We start from the raw sequence: 23,399 nt of genomic DNA, 5'->3' as shown, positions 1-23,399 counted from the left end.
AACGGAGGCATACGCCTGATTTACGCCCCGCCATTCGAGGCATAAATCAGGTGTTTGATGGCCAGGACTGGCCTGCTTGTTCTATCGGGCTGAGCGTTGGCTTATCCGGCCAGCCACTGCACAGATCAAGCCGATCAGCACCAGCGCGCCAATCACCCATGTAGGTGTGTAGAAGGTGTTGTACACATCCCATCCCAACAGCTTCAATAACTCTGAAAACTGTGTTGTTGCCCCAACCAGGTGTCCACCGATGGTGCCGGTCGTGGCAAAGATGGACATGCCGGTGAGCGCCAGCAAAACCAGCACCCAGCGCCGAGCGCCCTCAAAAGCGCCACTGCCGGCGCGCCAGACCAGAACGGTCAGCATTGTGAAAATACCCAGTGACCAAAGTGCGGTCAGAATGTGATTTCGGGTGAGCGGGCTGGCGAGGGCGGCCTCGAGAGGCCATACCAGGAAACCACTGGCGACGGTGATTGCAGCGGCCAGAAGGCTGAGCACAAGAATCGGAAGCAGCGCTTCACGGCTGATGTCGGCAAGCCTGCCTTTGAAGAAACTGCCCACAAGAATCATGAGTGTTGCCAGAGCCCAGAATCCGAGAGGAAAGTGGACAAGCATATGGTGAATGCCGGTCATGAGCGTGCTCCTTTTCTATTGGTGCTTCGGGCGGAGAAAACGGAAAGCAGCCCTATGGTAACGCCAAGCATGGCCAGGAGCCCCGCAATCAGTGTCAGGAGCCACTGGCTTATGATTTCGTTGTTAAATTCCATTTCGACACCGTAGATGGCCAGTTGTCGTTCGCTGTGACGGGCCTGCACGGGTGTCCCGATTTCAATATCTTCGGCACCGGCATGAGCCCGGCTGATCAGCAATGGCCAATTGACCTGGCCGGGATAGAACAGAGTTACTTCTTTCCAGTTATTGCCCCATTCGGGCTGGCCACCGTTAAACGCCATGGCCTGGAGCTGCGCCTCTCGTCCCATACCGAGGGACACTGGCAGCGACACCATGTGCCAGCGCCCGCCGGTTGCGTTCCTGTGAATGGCAAAGGCTGCGGAATAAAGCCCCTGGTTTTCCAGGATTTTGTCTTCGGTGGGCGCACCGGTATCGAGTTGCCGATAGAGCGTTACATCCCAGTAGCCGTCTTTCCAGGTCGCCTCGCTTTGCACTTTGATATCGCCCCGGGAGCCTTCTGTCTGGCGAATATAACGCCGGGGAATAACATCACCATTCTGCCATTCGTGTTCTGGATCAAAGGCGACGGCGGTACTGTCGGAAAGGAAGTAAGGGGTGTCCGGGCCGACCTGACCGCCTGGAATCTCGTCAAGCTTCAGGGCGAACTGGCCGGTTGTCTCCGGATTGAACATCCATTTGGGCGCGTTTGCGTCTTTGTCCCAGTTGGTGGTGTAGGGGCTGGTGCCGCTGTCACCGCCTCTTTGTTCGCCGACCCACTGATCATCCGACAGGTTCAAAGGGTTTGATCGATGCCCCCGCCAGTGCCAGAGATCAAGAAAATAGCCGGCTTCACGTAGTGCGTTCAGAGTTTCCGGCGACTTCACGCTGGCCCAGTCGGTGACATCGATACGGGTTCCTGGCAATGACTTGGTCACTTCCTCGGGTGCTTCATCAGTGAATCCGGCGGCACCGGCGCCAATGGCGATGTAACCGCCGTAACGATCAAAACCCGGGACGCTGCCATCATCAAGCATCATGGATACCCGGTCCTCATGAAATCCTTCCGGGTTTGGTCCGGGCATGCCACCGCCTTTTCTGATCCACTCACCGTTCTGGTAGATCAGTACGTCATGAAGTACGTGTGGCTGGCTGGCCGGCCACCGGTAGCGAAAATACACGTGCGTGTCGTTAAACGCCGCTTGCACCTGCAACGGCATTGTCAATTCTTCGGGGATGGAAATGTTGCGATCAGGGTCATTCTGGATTACGCCAGTTCCGTGGGTTATCCAGGCAAGGCCAAGCGCGAGGGGAAGCCCCAAAACTAGCCAGGCAGCGCGACTGCTTATTTCCATGATGGTCATCCGTTGTTGTTTTTTTGATAAATGAAATATGAGTTAAGACCAATTCAAAGCTGGCATCAATGTGAAAAAAAATAAGTTCAAAACTAATCATGAACTATGCTTTTGTCAGGGAAGTCTGAACCAGTGCGCCCAGCGCCTGAGGATGTGTTCAGCCTCTCTTGAGGTTCCCGTAAGGGATCTTTCTGCACCATGCGATTAAGGACAGGAGACGCATCGTGGCTGAAGACGAAAATCCGCCAGAAAACCCTGAAAACGATCTCGCCTCGCGGTTCCCTACCGCTTATACCATTCTTTTCTGCCTGATTGTGCTGGTCGCGGCTCTGACCTGGGTGATCCCGGCCGGGCAGTATGAACGGACCATGAATGAAGACGTCGGCCGTGAAGTCGCTGTGCCTGGTACCTATCAAACCGTGGACCCCAACCCCCAGGGCTTTGTTGAGGTCATGCTGGCCCCGACTGCCGGCTTCTACGATCCCGACAGTTACGCGGCTAACGCTATCGATGTTGCTCTGTTTGTGTTGTTTCTGGGGGGCTTTCTCGGTGTGATGAATGCAACCGGTGCCATAGATACCGGTATACGCAGCGCCATGCGCCATCTGGAAGGCCGTGAAATCTGGATGATTCCTATCCTGATGACGCTGTTTGCCCTGGGTGGCACAACCTATGGCATGGCCGAGGAAACCCTGGCTTTCTACGCCATTCTGGTGCCCGTCATACTTGCGGCCGGATACGATGCGGTGACCGGTGTTGCCATTATTCTGATCGGTGCCGGGATCGGCGTACTGGGCTCCACCATCAATCCCTTTGCCACCGTTATCGCGGCCAACGCCGCGGGCATCCCGTTTACCGACGGTATCGTGCTGCGATTCATTCTGCTGATTGGTGGCCTGCTGATCTGCATTGGCTATGTCATGCGCTATGCCCACCGCGTCAAGGCAGACCCGTCCCGCTCGGTGGTGTCAAAACAATGGGCTGCGCATCGAAAGCTGTTTCTGCAAGGGCACGATGAAGAGATTCACAGTGCCAGACTCACCAGAACCCAGATCATTGCTCTGGTTATTTTCGCGCTGACCTTTGCCGTCATGATCTGGGGGGTGTCGTCCCAGGGCTGGTGGATGGCACGGATGGGGGCTCTGTTTTTTGGCGCCGCGATTGTGATCGGCGTCATTGCCCGTCTGGGCGAAAAGAAACTGACCGGCAGCTTCGTCGATGGCGCGCGGGATTTGCTCGGGGTTGCCCTGGTGGTTGGCCTTGCCCGTGGCATTGTGGTGATCATGGAGCAAGGCATGATTGCCGATACCATCCTGCACAGCGCGGAAACCTCGCTGGGTGGTCTGCCGGAGCTGGCGTTTATCAACCTCATGTTCTGGATCGAGGTTGGCATGAGCTTCTTCGTGCCGTCCTCCTCCGGGCTGGCGGTGCTGTCCATGCCGATTCTCGCACCGCTGGCGGATTTTGCGAATGTGGGGCGTGACCTGGTGGTGACGGCCTACCAGGCGGCCAACGGGCTGGTCAACCTGATCAACCCCACCTTTGCGGTGGTGGTTGGCGGGCTGGCCATCGGGCGGGTGTCCTACGATCGCTGGCTCGCGTTTATCTGGCCTTTGCTGCTCATTCTGACCGTGTTTATAACCGTGATCATCAGCGTTGGTACCCTTTTATGAACCCCGTTGTGATCCCTTTTTTAAGCCCCGTTGTGAACCCTGGATAAAAGGAATTCTGCCATGTCTGAACAAAGCCTTGGAGTTCACTCTGAAACCGGAACCCTGCGTCAGGTGATTGTCTGCCGCCCTGGCCTGGCCCATCGGCGGTTAACGCCGTCGAACTGCGATGCCCTGCTGTTTGATGATGTGTTCTGGGTGAAACAGGCACAGAAAGACCACGATGTGTTTGCCGATCTGATGCGCAGCCGGGGTATTGAGGTTCTGGATGTCAATGAGTTGCTGGCACAGACGCTGGCGATCCCTGAGGGCCGGGCCTGGATTCTGGACCACCGGATTAACTGGAACCACATCGGCGTTGGCATGGTGTCGGACCTGCGGGCCTGGATGGACGAGCTGCCCGGCAAGGAGCTGGCGAAGTTTCTGATTGGCGGCCTTGAGGTGATGGACCTGCCCTTTGATCCGGCCGGACTGTTTGGCAACCATCTCGGGCCATTAGGATTTGTGCTGCCTCCGCTGCCGAACTTCCTGTTCACCCGGGACAACAGTGCCTGGGTTTATGGCGGGGTAACCCTGAACCCGATGTACTGGACGGCGCGCAAGCCAGAAACCCTGCTGATGGCCGCCATCTATAATTTCCACCCGAAATTTGCCGGCAAGGTGACGGTGCATTGGGGCGACCCATTGCAAGATCACGGCCTGGCCACCCTGGAGGGTGGCGATATCATGCCCCTGGGTAATCGCACGGTACTGGTGGGCATGGGCGAGCGATCGTCGCCCCAGGCCATTGGTCAGCTGTCAAAAGCCCTGTTCGATGGCGGCATGGTCGATCGGGTGATTGCCTGTCAGCTGCCCAAATCCCGCTCCGCCATGCACCTGGATACGGTGTTCACCTTCTGTGGCGGCAACGTGGTGACCGCCTTCACGGAGGTGGCGGATGCCGTCATCTGCTATGACCTGAGGTCCGGCGAGGGTGCCAAAACACTGGCCTTCAAGCAGGACCCCCGGCATCTGTTCGAGGTGGTGGCCGAGATTCTGGGATTTCCGGCGCTGGAGGTTGTGCCCACCGGTGGCGATAGCCCGGAAGAGCGCGAGCGCGAGCAGTGGAACGATGGTAACAACGTGCTGGCGCTGAGCCCTGGGGTGGTGGTGGGTTATGACCGTAACGACGATACCAATGCGGCCCTGGCCGCAGCCGGCATCGAGGTTCTGGCAATACCCGGTGCCGAGCTGGGCCGGGGCCGGGGCGGCGGTCGATGCATGAGCTGCCCAACCATCAGAGATGCTGTCTGACAGCGAAGGAGCAGGGCCATGGCGTTTAACCTCAAGAACCGACATTTTTTGACGCTGCGGGATTTTACGCCGCGCGAAATCAGTTTCCTGCTGAAGTTGTCCGCGGATCTTAAAACCGCCAAGTACGCCGGCACGGAGGTGCCAAGGCTGAAAGGCAAGGACATTGCGCTAATCTTCGAAAAGAATTCCACACGAACCCGGGTCGGGTTCGAGGTGGCCGCTTATGATCAGGGTGCGCGAGTGACCTATCTGGGGCCCACCGGCACCCACATAGGCCACAAGGAATCGGTGAAAGACACCGCGCGGGTGCTTGGCCGGGTCTACGATGCCATCGAGTATCGTGGCTTCGGGCAGTCGATTGTGGAGGAGCTGGCCCAGTACGCCGGCGTGCCGGTCTACAACGGCCTGACCAACGAGTTTCACCCCACCCAGATCCTGGCGGATTTTCTGACCATGCAGGAACAGGTGGAAAAGCCGCTGCGGGAGGTAGCCTATGTGTTCATTGGCGATGCTGCCAACAATATGGGCGACAGTCTGCTGATCGGTGGTGCCAAAATGGGTATGGACGTGCGGCTGTGCGCGCCTCAGGTCTGCTGGCCGAACCAGTCGGTGCAGGACGAGGCAAAAGCGTTGGCGGCAGAAACCGGTGCCCGCATTACCATCACCGAGGACATTGACGCCGCCGTTGCTGATGTCGATTTCGTTTATACCGATGTCTGGGTCTCTATGGGAGAGCCAAAGGAAAAGTGGGCCGAACGCATCAAGCTGCTGATGCCTTACCAGGTCAATGCGGCCCTGATGGCGAAAACCGGCAATCCCCGGGTGCGGTTCATGCACTGTTTACCGGCCTTCCACAACACCGAGACGGTGGTGGGCAAAGAGCTTCAGGAAACCCATGGCATTGAGGCCATGGAGGTGACTGACGAGGTATTCGAAAGCCCGGCCTCCATTGTGTTTGATCAGGCCGAGAACCGGATGCATACCATCAAGGCCGTCCTCGTGGCGACCCTGGGAGACTGACATGCTGGTAGTCGCAGCCCTGGGCGGTAACGCCCTGCTGAAACGGGGCGAGCCGCTGACCGCGGTGGTCCAGCGCAACAATGTGAAAACGGCGGCGCTGTCGCTGGCGGATGTCATCCGGGCCGGACACGACCTGGTGATCACCCACGGCAATGGGCCGCAGGTGGGCCTGCTGGCTTTGCAGGGTGCGTCCTACAAACCGGATGAAGCCTACCCGCTGGATGTTCTGGGTGCGGAAACCGAGGGCATGATCGGCTACATGATCGAACAGGAACTGGAAAATGCTCTGGAGCATGACCGGCCGGTCGCGACGCTGCTGACGCAAGTGGTGGTAGACCCGAAAGATCCGGCCTTTGCCAAGCCGACCAAGTTTGTCGGGCCGGTCTATGAGCGCGAAGAGGCTGAGCGCCGGGCGGCCGGTGCGGGCTGGAGTATTGCGCCGGACGGCGACAAATGGCGAAGAGTTGTGCCTTCTCCGAAACCCCTCGAGATCCCCGATCTGAGAGTGTTGCAGCTGTTGCTGGAGCAGGGTGTGGTGGTGGTCTGCACCGGTGGCGGCGGAATACCGGTGCTGCGGCGGGAAGACGGCAGCCTGATGGGCGTCGAAGCGGTCATCGATAAAGACGCCGCCAGCGCCCTGTTGGCCAGAAAACTGGGGGCGGATGCGCTGCTCCTGTTGACCGATGTGGATGCGGTCTACCGGGACTTTGGCACCGATCGGGCGACACCGGTTTCGGCATTGACGGTGGCCGAGGCGCGAGCACTTAACATGCCCGCGGGCTCCATGGGCCCCAAGCTCGAGGCGGCCTGTGAATTTGCCGAAGCCGGGGGGCTCAGCGGCATTGGCCGGCTGCAGGATGCCGTCGCCATACTTGAAGGGTCGGCAGGCACTCGCGTGTCTGCCGGGTAACAGGTCGCTGTTATGAATCAGGGCAAGCTGGATGCGGCAGTCAGGACTTCTCGCGAAACAGCCCTGGCAGCCACTTCAGATAGGCCGTCATGCCAAACAGCTCCACCAGCGACTGAAACACGATTACCACGATGGCCAGTGACCAGAGCTCCGGCAGTGCAATGGCAAAGGGCAGCACCACAAACGAGTTGCGGGTACCAAAACTGAACGCCAGCGTTTGCCCTTTAGCGCCGGGCAGGGCGAAGGCGTGGCTCAGCAGCTTGCCCACCAGAGCGGCGGCGACCAGATAGATAGTGAAAATCACGGCCAGCATAGGCAGGATTCGCCCGGTCTCCAGCACCAGGGTGATCTGTGACGCGGCAATCAGAAACACCACCAGGGCCAGCAAAGGCACCGGTAGCCAGCCCAGCACCTCGATATAGCCTTTAACGGCTGGCTTTTTCTCTCCCGCTTTTTCCGTCAGCCAGGCCAGCAGCAATGGCGTCAGAATCAGCCCGAAAAAGACCGGTAACAGATGCCCGGTCAGGTCGGCGCTGACCATCTCCTTGCCCAGAAATAGCCACAGATACAGTGGCAACAGGATAATTTGTAAAATCAGCAGGATCGGACTGGCGGCAATGGCCCGGGCGCTGTCGCCACCGCCAAGATGGGTAAAGCTGATAAACCAGTCGGTGCAGGGCACCAGTAACACCAGCAGAAGGCCAAGCCGGATGGCCGGGTCGGCTGGTGCCAGCAACAGCAGCAACCAGACGACGATGGGCATGATGACGAAATTACCCAATACCAGCGCAAGGTTAAAACGGCCGTCCCGGAAGGCGGTGGCCAGATGGGTGAGCGGGATCTGGGTGAAGGTGGCGTACAGCAGTATGCCCAGCCCGGGCCACAGCAATACTTCAAACGCGCCGGTTACCGAGGGCCATAGCCAACCCGTCACCATGCCAGCCAGAATCGCCGCCAGATAGAGCCAGACCTGATGGCGTTCCAGAGCCGCTTTCATTCAGTTGAAACCGCTCAGTGGCCTTGTGCCGGCACTTCCCGAATGCGGCCCTGCTCATCAATGGCCACGTAAACGAACAGCCCTTCGGTCACCTTCCGGGGGGTTTTGGCGGTACGGTCCAGCGTCCAGACCTCCACATTGATCTTCATCGAACTGCGACCGATGTCCACCAGTTCGCAGTAGCAACTGACCTGGGAGCCAACTCGCAACGGTGACAGAAATTCCATCCGGTCCATGGCGACGGTGGCGTTGCGCCCAAGGGAAATACGCCCGGCCATGGTGGCCGCCGCAATGTCCATCTGTTTGACCAGCCAGCCAGCGAAGACGTCGCCGTTGGCGTTGGTGTCTGAGGGAAGCGGAATAATCTGCAGCGTCAATTCGCCGCGGGGCTTGGGTTTGTCGTCATCGTATGCCGTCATCAAAGTCGCCCGTGTAGAAGCTTGTGATTTGTTTTACCTGCATGGTAACGGGCTGGCGGCGGTCTGCAAGAAAAAATGAACATACTGTTCTACATTTCATAGACTGTAATAAACCTGTCACACAAGGGCTTTACTGTTCACCCATCGGTGCAGAAAATCCGACATAAAAGTCAAAGTGACAAATGGAGACTCAACGTGATCAAACTTAAAACAGCTCTTACAACTCTGGCACTGGCAGGCAGCATTGCCGCCGTGTCTTCCCCGGCCATGGCGCGCGACACCATCAACATTGTAGGTTCCTCTACAGTTTATCCGTTCGCCACCGTGGTTGCCGAGCGTTTTGGTCGTAACACCGATTTCCCGACACCGAAGCTTGAGTCCACCGGCTCCGGCGGCGGTTTGCAGCTGTTTTGCCAAGGTGTTGGCACCCAGCACCCGGACATCACTAACGCCTCTCGTCGCATGAAAAAGTCCGAGTTCGACATGTGCCAGAAAAATGGCGTTAAGGAAATTACCGAGGTTCGCATCGGCGCCGACGGTATCGTCATTGCTCGATCCAATAAAGCGGACAAGCTTGACCTGAGCCTGGAACAGGTGTTCCTGGCCCTGGCCAAGGAAGTGCCGGACCCAGACGGTGGTGACAAGCTGGTAGCCAATCCTTACAACAACTGGAGCGAGATCGACTCCAGCCTGCCGGATCTGGAAATCAGCGTGATGGGTCCGCCACCCACTTCAGGCACCCGCGACGCTTTCGTTGAACTCGCGATGGAGGGCGGTTGCAAAAAGTTCGACATGATCGCCCAGATGGAAGACGAGAACGAGAACAAGTTCAAGAGCGTGTGTCACAGCATGCGTGAAGACGGCCCGTTCATTGAAGCCGGCGAAAACGACAACCTGATCGTACAGCGCCTCGCACAGGATGCGGATACTCTGGGTGTCTTCGGTTACAGCTTCCTGATGGAAAATACCGGCCAGATCCAGGCAGTCACCGTTGACGCTGTTGAGCCGACTCCGGAGAACATTTCCAGTGACAAATACCCGATTGCCCGCTCACTGTGGTTCTACGTCAAGAAGGCGCACGTAGGTGTTGTTCCGGGTATCGAGCAATACGTAGCTGAGTTCACCAAAGAAAGCACTTGGGGTGACAACGGTTACCTGATTGATGTCGGCCTGATCCCGGCACCGCGCAATGAGCGCATGAAGATCGCTAAGAATGTTAAGGAACTGAACTCCATGACCGGTAACGAACTGTAAAGCTCGGTCAGGGATGTCATGGATGACAACAAAGAAGCGCGGGCCGTCAGGTCTGCGTTTCTTTGTTACATTTGAATGAACATTTTGTGCGGCAAACTGGCAAAATAGACGCCCAACTAACTTAAAGCCACTAATACAGAGACTGTTATGCAGACGGCCAATCTTCTGCCCCTGGTTCTGGTTCTTGCCGTGGTTGCCTATGGCCTCGCGTACATGCGATCCCGGGCGGTGGCGGCGCCCCTCGGCGGCATCCGTAATCTCAAGGCTCTTCCGGTATACTATGCGTCGCGAGCGGCGCTTTGGTGTGCCATTCCCGCATTGATAGTGCTGGCAGTCTGGGCCGGTTTCGAGGGCAAGGTGATCCAGGGCATTGTGATTGCCACTCTGCCTCAGGACACCTGGCCCGAATCTCCCGGTCAGGCTAGCCTGATTCTCTCCCAGATCAGCAACGTTGCCGCGGGCAACCTCAATCCTGAGTTTGTGCCAGAGCACATCGCCGGGGCAGCATCAGTGCTGGAAGCTATGGAAAGCCAGAGTGAAAACTTCAAAGCCGCTCTGGTTTTGCTGGTCGCCGTAGCGGGTGCTGGGTTTGCGTGGACCCGAGTTGCGCCCCATATCAACGCCAGATTAAACGTTGAGACCACCCTTCGCCGCATCTTCTTTGTGTGCGCGGCATTGGCAGTGTTAACTACGGCGGGTATTGTATTTTCGGTAATTCTCGAAACGGTACGCTTCTTCAACCGGGTGCCAATATCCGAATTTCTGTTCAGCACCAGCTGGAGTCCCCAGACCGCTTTGCGCGCCGATCAGGTGGGTTCGGACGGGGCTTTTGGTGTAATCCCGTTGTTCACCGGCACCCTGTTGATTTCTGCCATTGCCCTGCTGGTGGCGGTGCCCGTTGGCCTGCTATCTGCTATCTACCTGTCCGAATACGCCAGCAAACGGGTGCGCTCAACGGCGAAGCCGGTGATGGAGATGCTGGCGGGCATTCCCACCGTGGTTTATGGTTTTTTCGCCGCGTTGACCGTCGCGCCGTTTATTCGTGACGTTGCCGAAATGGTGGGCCTGCAAGCTTCTTCCCAGAGTGCACTGGCCGCCGGCCTGGTGATGGGCATCATGATTGTGCCGTTCGTATCGTCGCTGTCGGACGATGTGATCAATGCAGTGCCCCAGACCATGAGGGATGGTTCTCTGGCTCTCGGGGCAACGCAATCGGAAACCATGAAGAAGGTGATTTTTCCGGCAGCTCTGCCCGGCATCATCGGTGGCATCCTGTTGGCCGCATCCCGCGCCATTGGAGAAACCATGATCGTGGTGATGGCAGCAGGTCTGGCAGCCAACCTGACGGCTAACCCACTGGAATCGGTAACCACAGTGACGGTACAGATTGCAACGTTGCTGGTGGGTGATCAGGAGTTTGACAGCGCCAAGACCCTCTCGGCTTTCGCCCTGGGCATGCTGCTGTTCCTCGTCACGCTGCTGCTCAACGTGATCGCCCTCAAGATCGTCCGGAAGTATAGGGAACAGTATGAGTGATCAAAGTGCTCAGGCGGAGATAGTCCGCAACTCGCTGAAACGCCGGTACCGCAAGGAGCGCAGATTCCGCCTGTACGGAATTCTCGCAATATTCATTGCACTTGCGTCCCTGTTCATCCTGTTTGCAGATATTATCGGCAAGGGACATACAGGGTTCGTAAAAACCACCATCACCCTGGAGGTGGTTCTCGATTCTGAACTGATGTATCTGGATGATCCGACCGATGCGGATCAGCGGTCCATGGCGGATTTTTCAGCGCCGATTATCGCCGCATTGCAGGAGCATTTTCCAGAGGCAGACAGCGCGGGTGAAAAGCGTGAGCTGGGACGTTTGATTGGCACCTATGCGGCCAGCGAAATCCGCGATTTACTGATCGCGAAACCGGATCTTCTGAATTCCACTCAATCGATTGAGTTCCCGGCCCATGATCGGGTCTCGGTGTACGTCAAGCATCCGGACAATTCGCAATACAGTATCAAGCTGTCCGAACAGCAGCAACGCTGGGTGGATGAACTGTTGGAGAAAGGGGTCATCGACACCAGCTTCAACGACGTGCTGTTCAGTCGTGGTGACTCCAGGGAACCTGCCAACGCCGGTGTTCTTGGCGCCATCGTCGGTTCTCTATTGACGATGCTGGTTACGCTGGCGATTGCGTTCCCCGTCGGGGTTGCGGCAGCGGTTTATCTGGAGGAGTTCGCGCCCCAGAACAAGATTACCGACTTCATTGAGGTCAACATCAACAACCTGGCGGCGGTACCATCGATCATCTTCGGTTTGTTGGGCCTCGCGGTTTTCATTGGCCTCTTTGGTATGCCGCGTTCGGTACCCGTGTTGGGGGGTATGGTGTTGGCGCTGATGACGCTGCCGACGATCATCATTTCCAGCCGCGCCGCTATCAAGAGCGTGCCGCCCTCTATACGGGAGGCGGCCGAAGGCATCGGCGCCTCCAAGATGCAGGTGGTGCTTCATCACGTGGTGCCGCTGGCGATGCCTGGCATGCTGACCGGTTCCATCATTGGTATGGCCCAGGCCTTGGGGGAAACAGCCCCGCTGTTGCTGATAGGCATGGTGGCCTTTATCGTGGATGTTCCGGGCGGCTTTTTAGATTCAGCCACCGTACTACCAGTACAGATTTACCTCTGGGCAAGCAGCTCCGAACAAGGGTTTGTAGAGTTGGCATCCGCGGCCATCATGGTGCTGCTCACCTTTATGATCATTATGAACGCACTGGCGATCTGGCTGCGCAAGCGGCTTGAGCGTCGCTGGTAAGGAGAATGATATGAACACGATGAATCCGAGTATTGCCGCAAAAGCCAACATGCAAGACCAGGGCGCAGAGATTCCGGTGCCCGCAGACCGGCCAGAGGACACGATAATCGAAGAGGGCAGGACGGTTGGCAAGCCGTTTGTCGACGATCCCAAGTTCAAGTTGCGTAACGTGAGTGTTTCCTACGGCAGTGATCGCGCCATAAAAGACATCAGTCTCGATATTGGCCGAAACGAGGTTATTTCCTTTATTGGCCCCTCGGGCTGTGGTAAATCGACGTTCCTGCGTTGCCTGAATCGGATGAACGACAGCATCGACATTTGTCGGGTTGAAGGTCAGCTGTTGCTGGATGACGAGGATGTTTACCATTCCAAGAGAGATGTCGTCGAGCTTCGCGCCCGGGTGGGTATGGTGTTCCAGAAGCCGAACCCGTTTCCGAAATCCATCTACGACAACGTCGCCTATGGCCCTCGAATTCATGGCTTGGCCAACCGCAAGTCTGATCTTGACGAAATCGTTGAGAACAGCCTCCGTAAAGCCGGGTTGTGGGAAGAGGCGAAAGATCGCCTCGACTCAGTCGCGACCGGAATGTCCGGCGGCCAGCAACAGAGACTTTGCATTGCGCGAGCCATCGCGGTCAGCCCGGAAGTGATCTTGATGGACGAGCCGTGCTCAGCACTTGACCCCATCGCCACTGCGAAGGTGGAAGAACTGATTTCGGAAATGTCGGAAAGTTATACTATTGTGATTGTGACTCACTCCATGCAGCAGGCAGCTCGAGTGTCACGTCGCACGGCGTATTTTCATTTGGGGCACCTGGTGGAAGTGAATGAGACGGACAAAGTGTTTACCTCTCCGGAACATCAGCTAACCGAATCCTACATTACTGGCCGCTTTGGTTGATTGCAGCCCCCGGAATATTGGAGATATCAGGTATGCCGAATAAAAAAGACGATGTATACGGAGATCACATCTCCGAGAAGTTCAATGATGAGCTGACTGAATTGAAAACCCAGTTTCTGAACATGGGCGGTCTGGTGGAAAGTCAGGTGGAACATGCAATTCAGGCGCTGGTGGATAATGACGGTCAACTGGCTGAGCAAACTCGTCTCAACGACAAGATCGTCGACAAGATGGAAAGGGATCTCGACGAGGAGGCCATTCTGGTTATTGCCCGCCGGCAACCGACGGCCCGGGATCTTCGACTGGTTATTTCAGTGATCAAGATGGTGGCCGATCTGGAGCGGATGGGCGACGAGGCCAAGAAGATTGCGAAGATGGCCATCAAATTGTCAGAGGAAGGCCAGGCGCCCCGCGGCTATATAGAAATCCGTCATATTGGCAATCATGTGATGAGCATGATACACGATGCGCTGGATGCGTTTGCCCGCCTGGATTCTGAACAGGCTTTAAGAATCATGAAGGAAGACAAGCAGGTTGATGAAGAGTACCAGGCTGCGGCCCGGGCGCTGTTGACGTTCATGATGGAAGATACTCGTAACATCAGCCGTTGCATGATGGTGATGTGGGTGCTGCGTGCGCTTGAGCGTATTGGCGACCACGCCTGCAACATCGCAGAGCATGTGATCTTCATGGCCAAAGGCGAAGACGTTCGTCATTCGCCCATGGAAGAAACCGAGAAAGTCGTCGGTCGCTGACTTCGGCAGCCTGATATCAGGGGAGGTGGTCGCTTACCTCCCCGCCAGTCAGGCCTGCTTCATTTTGTCGGTATAGGGCGGCCAGCCTAAAGGCTTGCCAGCCAGCAGGTGCAGGTGGATGTGAAACACCGTCTGCCCTGCGTTTTCCCCGCAGTTCATCACCACCCGATAGCCATCCTCGGCAAAGCCCATGTCTTGGGCCAGTTTTCCGGCTACCCAATACAGATGCCCCACCACTTCCCGGTCGCCCTCTTCGATGTCGTTGATGGTGGCGATGGCTTTTTTCGGGATGATCAGCAGGTGCACCGGGGCCTGGGGGTTGATGTCTTTGAATGCCAGGCTGAGGTCGTCTTCGTACACGATGTCGGCCGGGATTTCCCGGTTGATGATTTTGGTGAAGAGAGTTTCAGACATGATGGCTCCTTGGTTGTTATTCAATGAACGACCGGCCCGCTAGATCCGGTTGAGGCCGGGCAGGCGATTGAGAATTTGTTGCACCGGGCGGGGCAGTTGCTCATCCAGGCCCATGGCATAACGGGCGACCCGGTTGCGGGCAAAGGGCAGGGCGCGGGCAGCGCCCAGGCCCAGGTTGCGGGCCAGGTGCACCGGTGGGATCTGGTTACTGAACAGGTGGTAGAACAGATCCATGGCCAGCATCATGCGCCGGTTGGCAGGGCGCCGCTGGTGTTCATACTGGGCCAGCCAGCGCGGATTGGCCAGGTCATCGCCACTGCGACGGGCTTCTTTGATCAGACCCTGCAGGCACTGAGCGTCCTGAAAGCCAAGGTTAACGCCCTGGCCAGCGAGCGGATTGATGGTGTGGGCGGCGTCACCGGCCAGCACCACGCGGTTCAGGACATACTGTTTGGCGTGTTGCCGGGCAATCGGGAAACTGGCTTTGGCGTCGATGTGGGTCAACTGTGGCAGTCTGGCCGGGAAGGCGGTACGGATTTCCGCCATCAGTTGGTCATCACTCAGGGCTTTGAGCTGCGCCAGGCGGGCGGGGCAGTCGTACCAGACCAGCGAGCCCCAGGTTTCGCCAGGGAACGGGTCGCCGGCGCTGTGCAAAGGTAAGAATGCTCTGGGGCCGCTGGGATAAAAGCCCTGCCAGGTAATGTCTTCCGGTTGGCCACGATAGCGGATAGACATCACCATCGCCTGTTGTTCGTACTGATCCCGGGTAACGCCAATGCCGGCCAGCGACCGCACCTTTGACAGGGCGCCGTCGGCGCCGATAATCAGTTGTGCACTCAGCTCGGTGCCGTCTTCCAGGGTAATGGTGGCTTGGTCGGCGCTTTGATCCAGTGTGTTGATGCCCTGGCCGGTCATCAGGGCCACGTCCGGTTCCCGTTTGACCGTTTGCCAGAGCGCGTTCTGAGTGATGCTGTTTTCCACAATGTGACCCAGGTGGCTTGCGCCCAAGTCGGTGGCGCTGAACTCGACCTCGGTCAGGGAGCCTGGTAGCAGCTTGCTCAGCGGGTGTGGGGTGTCATCCCAGACCGCCAGCCGGCGATAGGGGGTGGCGCGCATGGCCAGAATGGCGTGCCAGGCGCCGAGGCTTTGCAGGTAGCGTTCACTGCCGGCACTGAGGGCCGATACCCGAATGTCCGGGCTGGCGTGAGGATCGAAGTCCGCCGGTGTTGCCTTATCGATCAGGCACACTTTTATGCCTTGCTGGCCAAGGCCGGTGGCCAGTGCCGCGCCGACCATGCCGGCGCCAACGATGATGATGTCAAATGCTTGGGTCATATCCGGTTCCTGTCTGATGGCATCAGTTTACGCGATGCCGCGTGCCAGACAAGCGACCGGGATCAATCTGCGGGCTTCAGTAGCCTGCAATTCCGGCGGCGGTCGCCCTTTCCCGGGCCTGCGGCCGGCGCCGGCTTTTGATCAACCAGGCAGGCTTCTGGGTGCCTGGCCGGGTAAAACCCCGGTCGATCACCATCGGCTGCACCGACTGCAGGAAGTCTGACGTTTTCATGTGAATGGATTCGGTGTGGGTGCCTGCGGCAAAGGCCAGCTCTGGCTGCGTGGTCAGCACTTCGGCGCAGTACACACTCATCCCGAACAAGTTGCCGAACGGGGGCATGGCGCCAACCTCACAGTCCGGAAACCGGTCCTGAAACGCCTGTTCATCCGCCAGATCGACGAAGTCGGTATCCAGTACCCGCGACAGTCGATTCCAGTGGATTCGCCAAGTAGCGGGCATCACCAGCATCGCCATCTTGCCATCGAGTTCGATAATAACGGTTTTGACTACGCGGTCACCGGCGATTTTGACGTGGTGAGCCAGTTGTTGGGCGGTAAAGGCAGGGGGGTGAGACAGGCACATGTATTCCACGCCCGCCTCGTCCAGAAAGTGTTGTAACTGCTGTACCGGCATAGTGACAATCTCCTACCAGCAATGACAGCGGTACTGAACCCGGTGGAGTCTCCGGGACCGGTACCGGCGGGCTGGCGGCGAGGCAGTTGTAGCAAGCCCCACCGCCATTATTGGTCAGCTTAGTTGAGGTTGCACAGAATGCGAGTTACTGAGCGTGTTGTTTTGATACCAATCATTCGGTTTTGATCATGTGCACATCCCGCTGCGGGAACGGGATGGTGATACCTTCGGCGTCAAACGCCTTTTTCACTTTTTCCTGCATGTCCCAGTAGTACGGCCAGAGGTCGTCGGTGGCCACCCAGGCTCGGAACATCAGGTCTACAGAGCTTTCGCCCAGGGCGCCCACGCAAATCCGTGGTGCGGGGTCTTTCAGGGACCGCTCGTCTTCATCAAACAGGCGTTGGAGAATAGCCTTGGCCTTGTTGATGTCGTCGTCGTAGTGAATGCCAAAGGTCATGTCGCAGCGACGTGTGTCGTAGATGCTTACGTTCACCAGGGTGTCGTTGGACAAACTGCCATTGGGAATGACGATGCGGCGGTTATCAAAGGTGTTCACTACCGTGTAGAGGATCTGGATTTCTGCCACGGCGCCCAGGAATCCCTGAGCTTCAATGGTATCACCCACTTTGAACGGCTTGAAAATCAGGATCAGCACCCCCCCGGCAAAGTTGCCAAGGCTGCCCTGCAAGGCCAGGCCAATGGCCAGGCCGGCGGCACCGATCACAGCAATAAATGAGGTGGTGGCAATGCCGATCATCGAGGCAACCGAGATCAGCAGCATCACCTTGAAAATGATGTTTAAGAGTCCGCAAAGAAACTTGTTCAGCGTCGGATCTTTTGCGCCCAGCTTTTTATCGAGAACTCCAACGAACCGGTTAATCAGCCAGAGACCGACAACCAGTGTGATGATCGCCAGCACGACCTTCGGGGCGTAGGCCATGACCAGGGCAACCGCCTGATCCAGCCATTGGGCGGCTTGCTCGTTGCCGCTGAATAGATCTTCCATATTACCGAACTCCATGTTGATTAGAACCGCTAAAAAGAATGTTTGGCTCGGGCAAACGCCCGAAGAGTATTCGGGTCGCCTTGCATCAGAATCTTGCCCTGTTTCTGGCTCAGTTGGTAGTCGTACATGGGGTCATAATAGTCACATAGTAGCGATTCGATCCAGGCGTGATGGCCGTCGAGTTGACCAGAAGACTGTTGCAGATTGATTGCCTGCTCCATCAGCTGCCGTAATTGCTGGTGACGCTCGCCGCCCAACCGTTTGCGGATTCTGTCCAGGGCGCTGAGCAGATAGTCCCGGTAGTTGAGCCAGCCGGCCTCTTCACCGTCTCGTTTGAGGTAATCCGCAAGCATGCCTTCGACGTAATCGGCGCGGATGATGGCGACACGTTCTTCCATCGGCTGTTCCAGAACCAGCAGCGGAGATTCTGCCATGCGCGCACGTAGACGTTCCGGCAGGGTGCAGCGTCCGATCAGGCGGCTTTCGTCTTCCAGATAGATCGGGTCGCCGACTTGGTGGTGTGCTTTGAGCATGGCAACGGCAAGCCGGTTTTCGAAGTCAATCTGGGAGGGTTGCGGTGTGACCTGTCGGCCAAAGCTGGAGCCGCGATGATTGGCCAGGCCTTCCAGATCGACCGGATTGGGCAAGTCGAGTAATACACGGGTTTTGCCGGTGCCGGTGCGGCCGCTCAGCACAATAAATTGCTGGCTTTCGATCAACTGATCGAGGCTGTCGATCAAAAAACGGCGCAGCGCTTTGTAGCCGCCTTTGATCAGAGGGTAATCCAGGCCGGATTCCTTGATCCATTGCTGGGTCAGCCGTGAACGAAGGCCGCCCCGAAAGCAGAACAGATAGCCCTCGGGATGGCGGGCGACAAATCGCTTCCAGGCTTCAACCCGTTGTGCTTTGATGTCACCGGATACCAGCTGGTGGCCAAGCTCGATGGCTTTGTCCTGACCTTTTTCCTTATAACAGATACCTACCCGGTGCCGTTCCTCATCATTCATCAGGGGCGCATTTTCAGCGCCGGGGAAGCTGCCTTTGTCGAACTCCACCGGTGCTCGCACGTCCATCATCGGAATGTCGTTCAAAAATAGATGGAGGAAGTCATCGGTATCGGGTCTGCTGGCCATATTAACGGATCGCTGTCACTCAGGATGAGGCGGCAGTATACCGGACTGCCGATACCCGGGCCAAAGAGTACACTGTCGGCTTTGCAACCGTCAGAAAGGACGGGGTACATTTCAGCAGGTGCGCAGCTGTCTGGCTTGGGCGGCAGGAATTAACAGAAACAAAAAAATAAAGGGCTGCCCTAAGGCCGCCCTTTACAGGTACTGAACCGCCATCCTGAGCAGTTCAGATTCGGAACAGGTCGGCGCCTCCGTGCGCTTCGGGCAACTGCCTTGTTGCCGGTCCTTATGTCCGCTCCGTGGTGCCAGCGTCCGAGCCAGCGATCCGATTAGATTCCCTTAAGCGAGGCGTCCATGTGTCCTTGCCTCTCCCCACAATCCGTGCGGGGGTGCTTCCGTTGCGTCATCCATTTCCTTGTCATCCCTGACGTTGATCACTATACCGAACCTATCTTTACAGGCGTGTGAACTGTGCGCGGCATTTTGAACACGCAGCTGACGGGCTTAGAGTTTTATTATAAAAATCATAAGGCTGGGCGTAAATTATTAGTGAACCTTTGAGTCTGCTCACGCTACGCAGTTACAAGATCTCACAGCTATGTGAGAGATGTCTCACAACGATTCGGGCGAATTTCGCAAGTCTGCCTGGCGGGCGGCACGTAGTCCGGGCCAGGGGAGCATGCCGACGGCGATGCCGAAGGCGTCTGCCAGGACATCCGCCATGGAAAAGTCCCGGTAGGGCAGGGTCGCCTGAACGGCTTCAAGGGCAAAGCCGAAGCCAAGCAACGCGGGCACATACCAATAGGCGCTCAGCCGTGGCCAGGCCAGTCGAGTGACAATGGTCAACTCGATAAAGGCGATGATGTGGTTGACCTTGTCATTGGCGGCGGCCGGGATCGGGTAGCTGGCACTGGTGGTGGCAAGATACAGAATGGCGGCAACGGATATGACCAGCGCTGACTGCCAGAGCCGGCGCATTTGCAGAAGGGTTTCAATGATGTGCCGAAGCTGGGGCATGACGTCATCCGGGTGTTGATGCGGGCTGTGGGAATTGTCCTGACATGATATGCTTTGCGCCCCGTTATTGTCATGGCAGCGGAGGGCCACCAGCAATGCTCAAGGGAAATTTTCTTCGAGGCCTGGGCTACCTGGGTGAAGGCTTTCGGCTAATCCGCCAACCTGGTCTTCGATTATTTGTCATCATCCCCCTGGTTTTAAATGTCATCCTGTTCGGGCTGCTGTTCTATTATCTGGCCGGGCTGTTCTCGGCCATGATCGCAACCGCCATGGGCTGGCTGCCGGACTGGGCCTGGTTGCAGTCGCTCGATTGGTTGTTCTGGCTGCTCTACGGCGTGGTTATTCTGCTGATGCTGGCCTATGGCTTTGTCATTCTCGCCAACCTGATTGGTTCGCCGTTCTACGGCTACCTGGCGGAATTGACGGAAAAGCATCTGACGGGCCAGGAGGTTGTCAGCGACGCTGGCTGGATGGGATTACTCAAAGATACGCCCCGAATGCTCTGGCGCGAAGTGCAGAAGATTGCCTATTACCTGCCCCGGGCACTCGGACTGTTCATCCTTGGTATTCTCCCGGTGGTCAATCTGGTAGCGGCGGTGCTGTGGATTCTGTTTAACGGCTGGATGATGGCACTGCAGTACGTGGATTACCCTGCTGACAACCACAAGGTCAGTTTTGGGCGATTACGCAAAGACCTGGCGGCCAGTCGCCTGTCGGCCATGGGCTTTGGTTTGCCGGTAGCCCTGGCGGCCATGGTGCCGGTACTGAACTTGATTGTGGTGCCTGCGGCCGTGTGTGGCGCTACGGCCTTCTGGGTTCGGGAAAACGATTCAACTCAACAGTAATGTGCTAGCGGAGGTTTCTTGGAAACATCGGAATTTGTCATCGGTCAGCGTTGGGTCAGCCACAGCGATACCGCTCTGGGCCTGGGTATTGTGACCGATGTGTCGGGTCGCAGAGTGACTCTGGGCTTTCCGGCTGCCGACGAGGAGCGCACCTACGCCATCGATAATGCGCCTTTATCCCGCATCATCTATCAGCAGGGCGAGGACATTGAAACCTTCGCGGGTGAGCATTATGTGGTGCACGCGGTGGAGGACCTCAACGGCGTTCTGGTTTACCACGCTGATGACGGCGAGACTATCCACCAGATTTCCGAGGTCAAGCTGGCGGGTTCGGTGAACTTTTCGGCCCCTCATCAGCGCCTGTTTGCTGGCCAGTTTGATCGCAACGGCGCTTTTCGCCTGCGGGTGTCGACCTTACAGCACCTGGACCGGCTGCGGGCGTCGCCCGCTCAAGGGCTGATTGGTGCCCGCACTCAGCATTTGCCGCACCAGCTTTATATTGCCCAAGAGGTGGCCCGCCGCCATGCGCCCCGGGTGTTGCTGGCTGACGAAGTGGGCCTGGGCAAAACCATTGAGGCCGGCCTGATTCTACATTACCAGTTGCACACCGGCCGCGCCCGCCGTGCCTTGATTGTGGTTCCGGATTCGCTGATTCATCAGTGGCTGGTAGAGATGCTGCGCCGGTTCAATCTGCGCTTTTCGATTGTTGACCAGAGCCGCTACGACGACATCAAGGCTCAGGAAAACGATGTGGATGCCCTGATGAATCACATCTTCGGTGACGACGACCGGGTTAACCCGTTCGAGGCCGATCAACTGGTGCTGTGCAGTCTGGATTTTCTGGTGCGCAGTGAGCAGGCCCGGAACGATGCGCTGTCAGCCGGTTGGGACCTGATGGTGGTGGACGAAGCGCACCACCTGGCCTGGTCGCCGGAACAGATCAGTCCGGAATACGATGTGGTTGAAAGCTTATCTGCGGCCAGCAAAGGCCTGTTATTGCTGACCGCCACGCCGGAGCAGGTGGGTGTGGCCAGCCACTTCGCGCGCTTGCGCCTGCTGGACCCGGCCCGCTTTCACGATCTGGAAGCCTTCCGGCAGGAAGAGCAGCAGTATGAATCGATTAATAAGGTGGTGCGCCGATTGCTCGACACGCCGGACAGTATCAGCGCGGACGATCAGGCCGCGCTCGCCAACTGGCTGGGCGATGAGCTGGATGAGCTGTTGGCCCGGGAGGATGCCCATCAGGCGGTGATTGATGCCTTGCTGGATCGCCATGGTACTGGCCGCGTGCTGTTCCGCAACACCCGGGCGGCGATTCAGGGGTTCCCGGCCCGGCAACCGCTGCCGGAACCACTGCCATGCCCGCCACTTTATGACGCAGCGCGCTACGGGAACCTCGGCCTTGCGCCGGAGCAGTCGGCGGACGAAGAACGGTGGCTGGCTGAAGACCCCCGGGTGGCCTGGCTGGAGAAAAAACTGACCGGCCTGCGCCCGGCCAAGGTAGTGGTGATCTGTGCCCGCGCTGATACCGCCATGGCCCTGGAGCGTTATCTGCAACTGCGTGCCGGCATTCGCAGTGCGGCTTTTCATGAACACCTGAGCCTGGTGGAACGGGATCGGGCAGCCGCCTATTTTGCCGACAGTGAGCAGGGTGCCCAAGCGCTGATCTGTTCAGAAATCGGCAGCGAAGGTCGCAATTTCCAGTTTGCCCATCATCTGGTGCTGTTTGATCTGCCTGCCAATCCGGACTTGCTGGAGCAGCGCATCGGCCGGCTCGACCGAATTGGTCAGACCGAATCCATCTGCGTTCATATTCCTTATTTGCAGGGCACCAGTCAGGAAGTCCAGTACCGCTGGTTTCAGGACGGTCTGAACGCGTTCGCTGAAAGCTGCGCGGTGGGCGTGGCTGTGCACGAGCAGGTCAGTGAGCAATGGCAACAGGCACTGGATGGCGATGCCACGGTGCTGGAGCCTTTGCTGGCGGCCAGTGCAGAAGAAACCGGGCGCCTGAAAACCCTGCTGCATAACGGTCGGGACGCGCTGATTGAACTGAACTCCTGCCGCCGGGACGAGGCTGACGCCTTGATTGCGAGTATTGAACAGGAGGAAAGTTCGGCCCAGGTGCGTGATTATATGGTGCAGGCGTTTGATATTCTGGGTGTTGATATTGAAGACCACAGCGATCACGCCGATGTGCTCAAGCCCGGAGAGCAGTATCAGGCCGGCCATGTGGCGGAACTGCCGGAAGACGGGCTTACCGTGACCTGGGAACGGGAGCAGGCGCTGCAGCGCGAAGACATGGCGTTCATGAGTTGGGAGCACCCGATGGTGACCGGCATCATGGATTCGGTGACCAGTTCCGGGCTGGGTAAGGCGGCGCTGGCCAATCTGTCCGTGAAAGCTCTGCCGGCGGGTACGCTGTTACTTGAAGCCCTGTTCGCCGTGCATTGTCCGGCGCCGGAGAGCCTGCAGTTAACTCGATACCTGCCAGTCTCACCGCTGCGGCTGGTGGTCGATGTCAATGGCCGTGATCTGACCAATGCCTTGCCTCATGATCGACTGAACGAGCTGTGTTCCAACATTCGTCGTCGCACCGCGCAGGCCATCGTGCCACGCATTCGCACCGAAGTGGAAACCATGGTGGAGCACGTTGAGCAACTGGCGGCGCCGCATCTGTCATCGTTGCAGGAAAGGGCTCTGGCGCAGGTTGAAGCCGGTTTTGTGCCGGAGGTTCGCCGGCTGGAGGCTTTGCAGCGGGTGAACCCGGCCATCCGTGACGAAGAAATCGCCTACCTGCGCGGTCAGTTAAACGCAGCCAGAGAGGCGGTGGGTCATGCCAGCCTGGCGCTCGAGGGTATACGGGTGATCGTCACTTCCTGAGTCGGTAACGGCCGGGAACAGGCGGCGATCTGGCAAGATGCCATCTGATAGAGTAAGTTGAACGTAACGAACTGTTATAAGACTTTGGT

General features: G+C 57.7%; 21 protein-coding genes. 11 read left to right on the top strand and 10 right to left on the bottom strand.

Features of this window, described 5'->3' with window-relative positions:
- Positions 1 to 81 precede the first annotated feature (81 nt).
- Positions 82 to 633: a DUF2231 domain-containing protein gene (locus C7H08_RS09340; protein WP_106671448.1), complete on the bottom strand. Its 552-nt coding sequence runs from the start codon at positions 631 to 633 to the stop codon at positions 82 to 84.
- Positions 630 to 2,024, bottom strand: coding sequence for an ethylbenzene dehydrogenase-related protein (locus tag C7H08_RS09335; protein WP_106671447.1), 1,395 nt, complete (start codon positions 2,022 to 2,024; stop codon positions 630 to 632). Before C7H08_RS09335 ends, C7H08_RS09340 begins: the two co-directional genes overlap by 4 nt.
- Positions 2,025 to 2,248: 224 nt before the next feature.
- On the opposite strand from C7H08_RS09335, the gene C7H08_RS09330 reads away from it, so the two are divergent.
- The 4 genes from C7H08_RS09330 to arcC are packed head-to-tail and all read left to right on the top strand — an operon-like array spanning position 2,249 to position 6,917.
- Complete coding sequence (locus tag C7H08_RS09330) at positions 2,249 to 3,697, top strand: YfcC family protein (RefSeq protein WP_106671446.1); 1,449 nt, start codon at positions 2,249 to 2,251, stop codon at positions 3,695 to 3,697.
- Positions 3,698 to 3,757: 60 nt separating this feature from the next.
- Positions 3,758 to 4,987: an arginine deiminase gene (locus tag C7H08_RS09325; RefSeq protein WP_106671445.1), complete on the top strand. Its 1,230-nt coding sequence runs from the start codon at positions 3,758 to 3,760 to the stop codon at positions 4,985 to 4,987.
- Between the two features lie 18 nt (positions 4,988 to 5,005).
- The gene (locus C7H08_RS09320) at positions 5,006 to 6,007 is read left to right on the top strand and encodes an ornithine carbamoyltransferase (protein WP_106671444.1); all 1,002 of its coding nucleotides are present in this window, start codon (positions 5,006 to 5,008) and stop codon (positions 6,005 to 6,007) included.
- A 1-nt stretch (position 6,008) separates the two neighbouring features.
- The gene (gene arcC / locus C7H08_RS09315) at positions 6,009 to 6,917 is read left to right on the top strand and encodes a carbamate kinase (protein WP_106671443.1); all 909 of its coding nucleotides are present in this window, start codon (positions 6,009 to 6,011) and stop codon (positions 6,915 to 6,917) included.
- 40 nt (positions 6,918 to 6,957) lie between these two features.
- On the opposite strand, the gene C7H08_RS09310 is transcribed toward arcC, so the two are convergent.
- Positions 6,958 to 7,914, bottom strand: coding sequence for an arsenic resistance protein (locus tag C7H08_RS09310; protein WP_106671442.1), 957 nt, complete (start codon positions 7,912 to 7,914; stop codon positions 6,958 to 6,960).
- 14 nt (positions 7,915 to 7,928) lie between these two features.
- On the bottom strand, positions 7,929 to 8,333 hold the full coding sequence (locus C7H08_RS09305) for an acyl-CoA thioesterase (protein ID WP_106671441.1): 405 nt from the start codon (positions 8,331 to 8,333) through the stop codon (positions 7,929 to 7,931).
- Between the two features lie 195 nt (positions 8,334 to 8,528).
- Here C7H08_RS09305 and C7H08_RS09300 point away from each other — a divergent pair, with 195 nt between their 5' ends.
- From C7H08_RS09300 to phoU, 5 genes are all read left to right on the top strand, one after another.
- Complete coding sequence (locus tag C7H08_RS09300; protein ID WP_106671440.1) at positions 8,529 to 9,587, top strand: substrate-binding domain-containing protein; 1,059 nt, start codon at positions 8,529 to 8,531, stop codon at positions 9,585 to 9,587.
- Between the two features lie 147 nt (positions 9,588 to 9,734).
- On the top strand, positions 9,735 to 11,123 hold the full coding sequence (gene pstC / locus C7H08_RS09295; RefSeq protein ID WP_106671439.1) for a phosphate ABC transporter permease subunit PstC: 1,389 nt from the start codon (positions 9,735 to 9,737) through the stop codon (positions 11,121 to 11,123).
- Positions 11,116 to 12,393 carry a phosphate ABC transporter permease PstA gene (gene pstA, locus C7H08_RS09290; RefSeq protein ID WP_106671438.1) on the top strand — a complete coding sequence of 426 codons (1,278 nt, stop codon included), beginning with the start codon at positions 11,116 to 11,118 and terminating at the stop codon, positions 12,391 to 12,393. Before pstC ends, pstA begins: the two co-directional genes overlap by 8 nt.
- A 10-nt stretch (positions 12,394 to 12,403) precedes the next feature.
- Complete coding sequence (gene pstB, locus C7H08_RS09285) at positions 12,404 to 13,294, top strand: phosphate ABC transporter ATP-binding protein PstB (RefSeq protein WP_106671437.1); 891 nt, start codon at positions 12,404 to 12,406, stop codon at positions 13,292 to 13,294.
- 32 nt (positions 13,295 to 13,326) lie between these two features.
- A complete protein-coding gene (gene phoU, locus C7H08_RS09280; RefSeq protein ID WP_106671436.1) occupies positions 13,327 to 14,049 on the top strand; it encodes a phosphate signaling complex protein PhoU in 723 nt (240 codons plus the stop codon).
- A 48-nt stretch (positions 14,050 to 14,097) separates the two neighbouring features.
- On the opposite strand, the gene C7H08_RS09275 is transcribed toward phoU, so the two are convergent.
- The 6 genes from C7H08_RS09275 to C7H08_RS09250 all read right to left on the bottom strand — a co-directional run bounded on the left by C7H08_RS09275 (position 14,098) and on the right by C7H08_RS09250 (position 19,585).
- Entirely contained in the window at positions 14,098 to 14,463 is a 366-nt protein-coding gene (locus tag C7H08_RS09275; RefSeq protein WP_106671435.1) for a histidine triad nucleotide-binding protein, read from the bottom strand.
- 39 nt (positions 14,464 to 14,502) lie between these two features.
- Positions 14,503 to 15,798, bottom strand: coding sequence for an FAD-dependent monooxygenase (locus tag C7H08_RS09270; RefSeq protein ID WP_106671434.1), 1,296 nt, complete (start codon positions 15,796 to 15,798; stop codon positions 14,503 to 14,505).
- A gap of 76 nt (positions 15,799 to 15,874) precedes the next feature.
- The gene (locus tag C7H08_RS09265; protein ID WP_106671433.1) at positions 15,875 to 16,432 is read right to left on the bottom strand and encodes an aminoacyl-tRNA deacylase; all 558 of its coding nucleotides are present in this window, start codon (positions 16,430 to 16,432) and stop codon (positions 15,875 to 15,877) included.
- A 172-nt stretch (positions 16,433 to 16,604) separates the two neighbouring features.
- Entirely contained in the window at positions 16,605 to 17,438 is an 834-nt protein-coding gene (locus tag C7H08_RS09260; protein ID WP_106671432.1) for a mechanosensitive ion channel family protein, read from the bottom strand.
- Positions 17,439 to 17,467: 29 nt separating this feature from the next.
- Positions 17,468 to 18,571, bottom strand: coding sequence for a tRNA 2-selenouridine(34) synthase MnmH (gene mnmH, locus C7H08_RS09255; protein ID WP_106671431.1), 1,104 nt, complete (start codon positions 18,569 to 18,571; stop codon positions 17,468 to 17,470).
- Positions 18,572 to 19,180: 609 nt separating this feature from the next.
- A complete protein-coding gene (locus C7H08_RS09250; protein ID WP_106671430.1) occupies positions 19,181 to 19,585 on the bottom strand; it encodes a VanZ family protein in 405 nt (134 codons plus the stop codon).
- A 95-nt stretch (positions 19,586 to 19,680) separates the two neighbouring features.
- Between C7H08_RS09250 and cysZ the strand changes: the two genes are divergently transcribed.
- The gene (gene cysZ, locus C7H08_RS09245) at positions 19,681 to 20,430 is read left to right on the top strand and encodes a sulfate transporter CysZ (protein WP_106671429.1); all 750 of its coding nucleotides are present in this window, start codon (positions 19,681 to 19,683) and stop codon (positions 20,428 to 20,430) included.
- 18 nt (positions 20,431 to 20,448) lie between these two features.
- Positions 20,449 to 23,310 carry an RNA polymerase-associated protein RapA gene (gene rapA / locus C7H08_RS09240; RefSeq protein ID WP_106671428.1) on the top strand — a complete coding sequence of 954 codons (2,862 nt, stop codon included), beginning with the start codon at positions 20,449 to 20,451 and terminating at the stop codon, positions 23,308 to 23,310.
- Positions 23,311 to 23,399: the final 89 nt, after the last annotated feature.

This window comes from Marinobacter halophilus (assembly GCF_003007685.1).
GTDB lineage: Bacteria > Pseudomonadota > Gammaproteobacteria > Pseudomonadales > Oleiphilaceae > Marinobacter > Marinobacter halophilus.
This window is presented reverse-complemented; position numbering and strand designations above follow the sequence as displayed.

What these genes read in the sequence shown, in the direction of transcription:
- C7H08_RS09340 (WP_106671448.1), bottom strand. Translation starts at nt 633, where the DNA reads ATGACCGGCATTCACCATATGCTTGTCCACTTTCCTCTCGGATTCTGG.
- C7H08_RS09335 (WP_106671447.1), bottom strand. Translation starts at nt 2,024, where the DNA reads ATGGAAATAAGCAGTCGCGCTGCCTGGCTAGTTTTGGGGCTTCCCCTC.
- C7H08_RS09325 (WP_106671445.1), top strand. Translation starts at nt 3,758, where the DNA reads ATGTCTGAACAAAGCCTTGGAGTTCACTCTGAAACCGGAACCCTGCGT.
- C7H08_RS09320 (WP_106671444.1), top strand. Translation starts at nt 5,006, where the DNA reads ATGGCGTTTAACCTCAAGAACCGACATTTTTTGACGCTGCGGGATTTT.
- arcC (WP_106671443.1), top strand. Translation starts at nt 6,009, where the DNA reads ATGCTGGTAGTCGCAGCCCTGGGCGGTAACGCCCTGCTGAAACGGGGC.
- C7H08_RS09310 (WP_106671442.1), bottom strand. Translation starts at nt 7,914, where the DNA reads ATGAAAGCGGCTCTGGAACGCCATCAGGTCTGGCTCTATCTGGCGGCG.
- C7H08_RS09305 (WP_106671441.1), bottom strand. Translation starts at nt 8,333, where the DNA reads ATGACGGCATACGATGACGACAAACCCAAGCCCCGCGGCGAATTGACG.
- pstC (WP_106671439.1), top strand. Translation starts at nt 9,735, where the DNA reads ATGCAGACGGCCAATCTTCTGCCCCTGGTTCTGGTTCTTGCCGTGGTT.
- pstA (WP_106671438.1), top strand. Translation starts at nt 11,116, where the DNA reads ATGAGTGATCAAAGTGCTCAGGCGGAGATAGTCCGCAACTCGCTGAAA.
- pstB (WP_106671437.1), top strand. Translation starts at nt 12,404, where the DNA reads ATGAACACGATGAATCCGAGTATTGCCGCAAAAGCCAACATGCAAGAC.
- phoU (WP_106671436.1), top strand. Translation starts at nt 13,327, where the DNA reads ATGCCGAATAAAAAAGACGATGTATACGGAGATCACATCTCCGAGAAG.
- C7H08_RS09275 (WP_106671435.1), bottom strand. Translation starts at nt 14,463, where the DNA reads ATGTCTGAAACTCTCTTCACCAAAATCATCAACCGGGAAATCCCGGCC.
- C7H08_RS09270 (WP_106671434.1), bottom strand. Translation starts at nt 15,798, where the DNA reads ATGACCCAAGCATTTGACATCATCATCGTTGGCGCCGGCATGGTCGGC.
- C7H08_RS09265 (WP_106671433.1), bottom strand. Translation starts at nt 16,432, where the DNA reads ATGCCGGTACAGCAGTTACAACACTTTCTGGACGAGGCGGGCGTGGAA.
- C7H08_RS09260 (WP_106671432.1), bottom strand. Translation starts at nt 17,438, where the DNA reads ATGGAAGATCTATTCAGCGGCAACGAGCAAGCCGCCCAATGGCTGGAT.
- mnmH (WP_106671431.1), bottom strand. Translation starts at nt 18,571, where the DNA reads ATGGCCAGCAGACCCGATACCGATGACTTCCTCCATCTATTTTTGAAC.
- C7H08_RS09250 (WP_106671430.1), bottom strand. Translation starts at nt 19,585, where the DNA reads ATGCCCCAGCTTCGGCACATCATTGAAACCCTTCTGCAAATGCGCCGG.
- cysZ (WP_106671429.1), top strand. Translation starts at nt 19,681, where the DNA reads ATGCTCAAGGGAAATTTTCTTCGAGGCCTGGGCTACCTGGGTGAAGGC.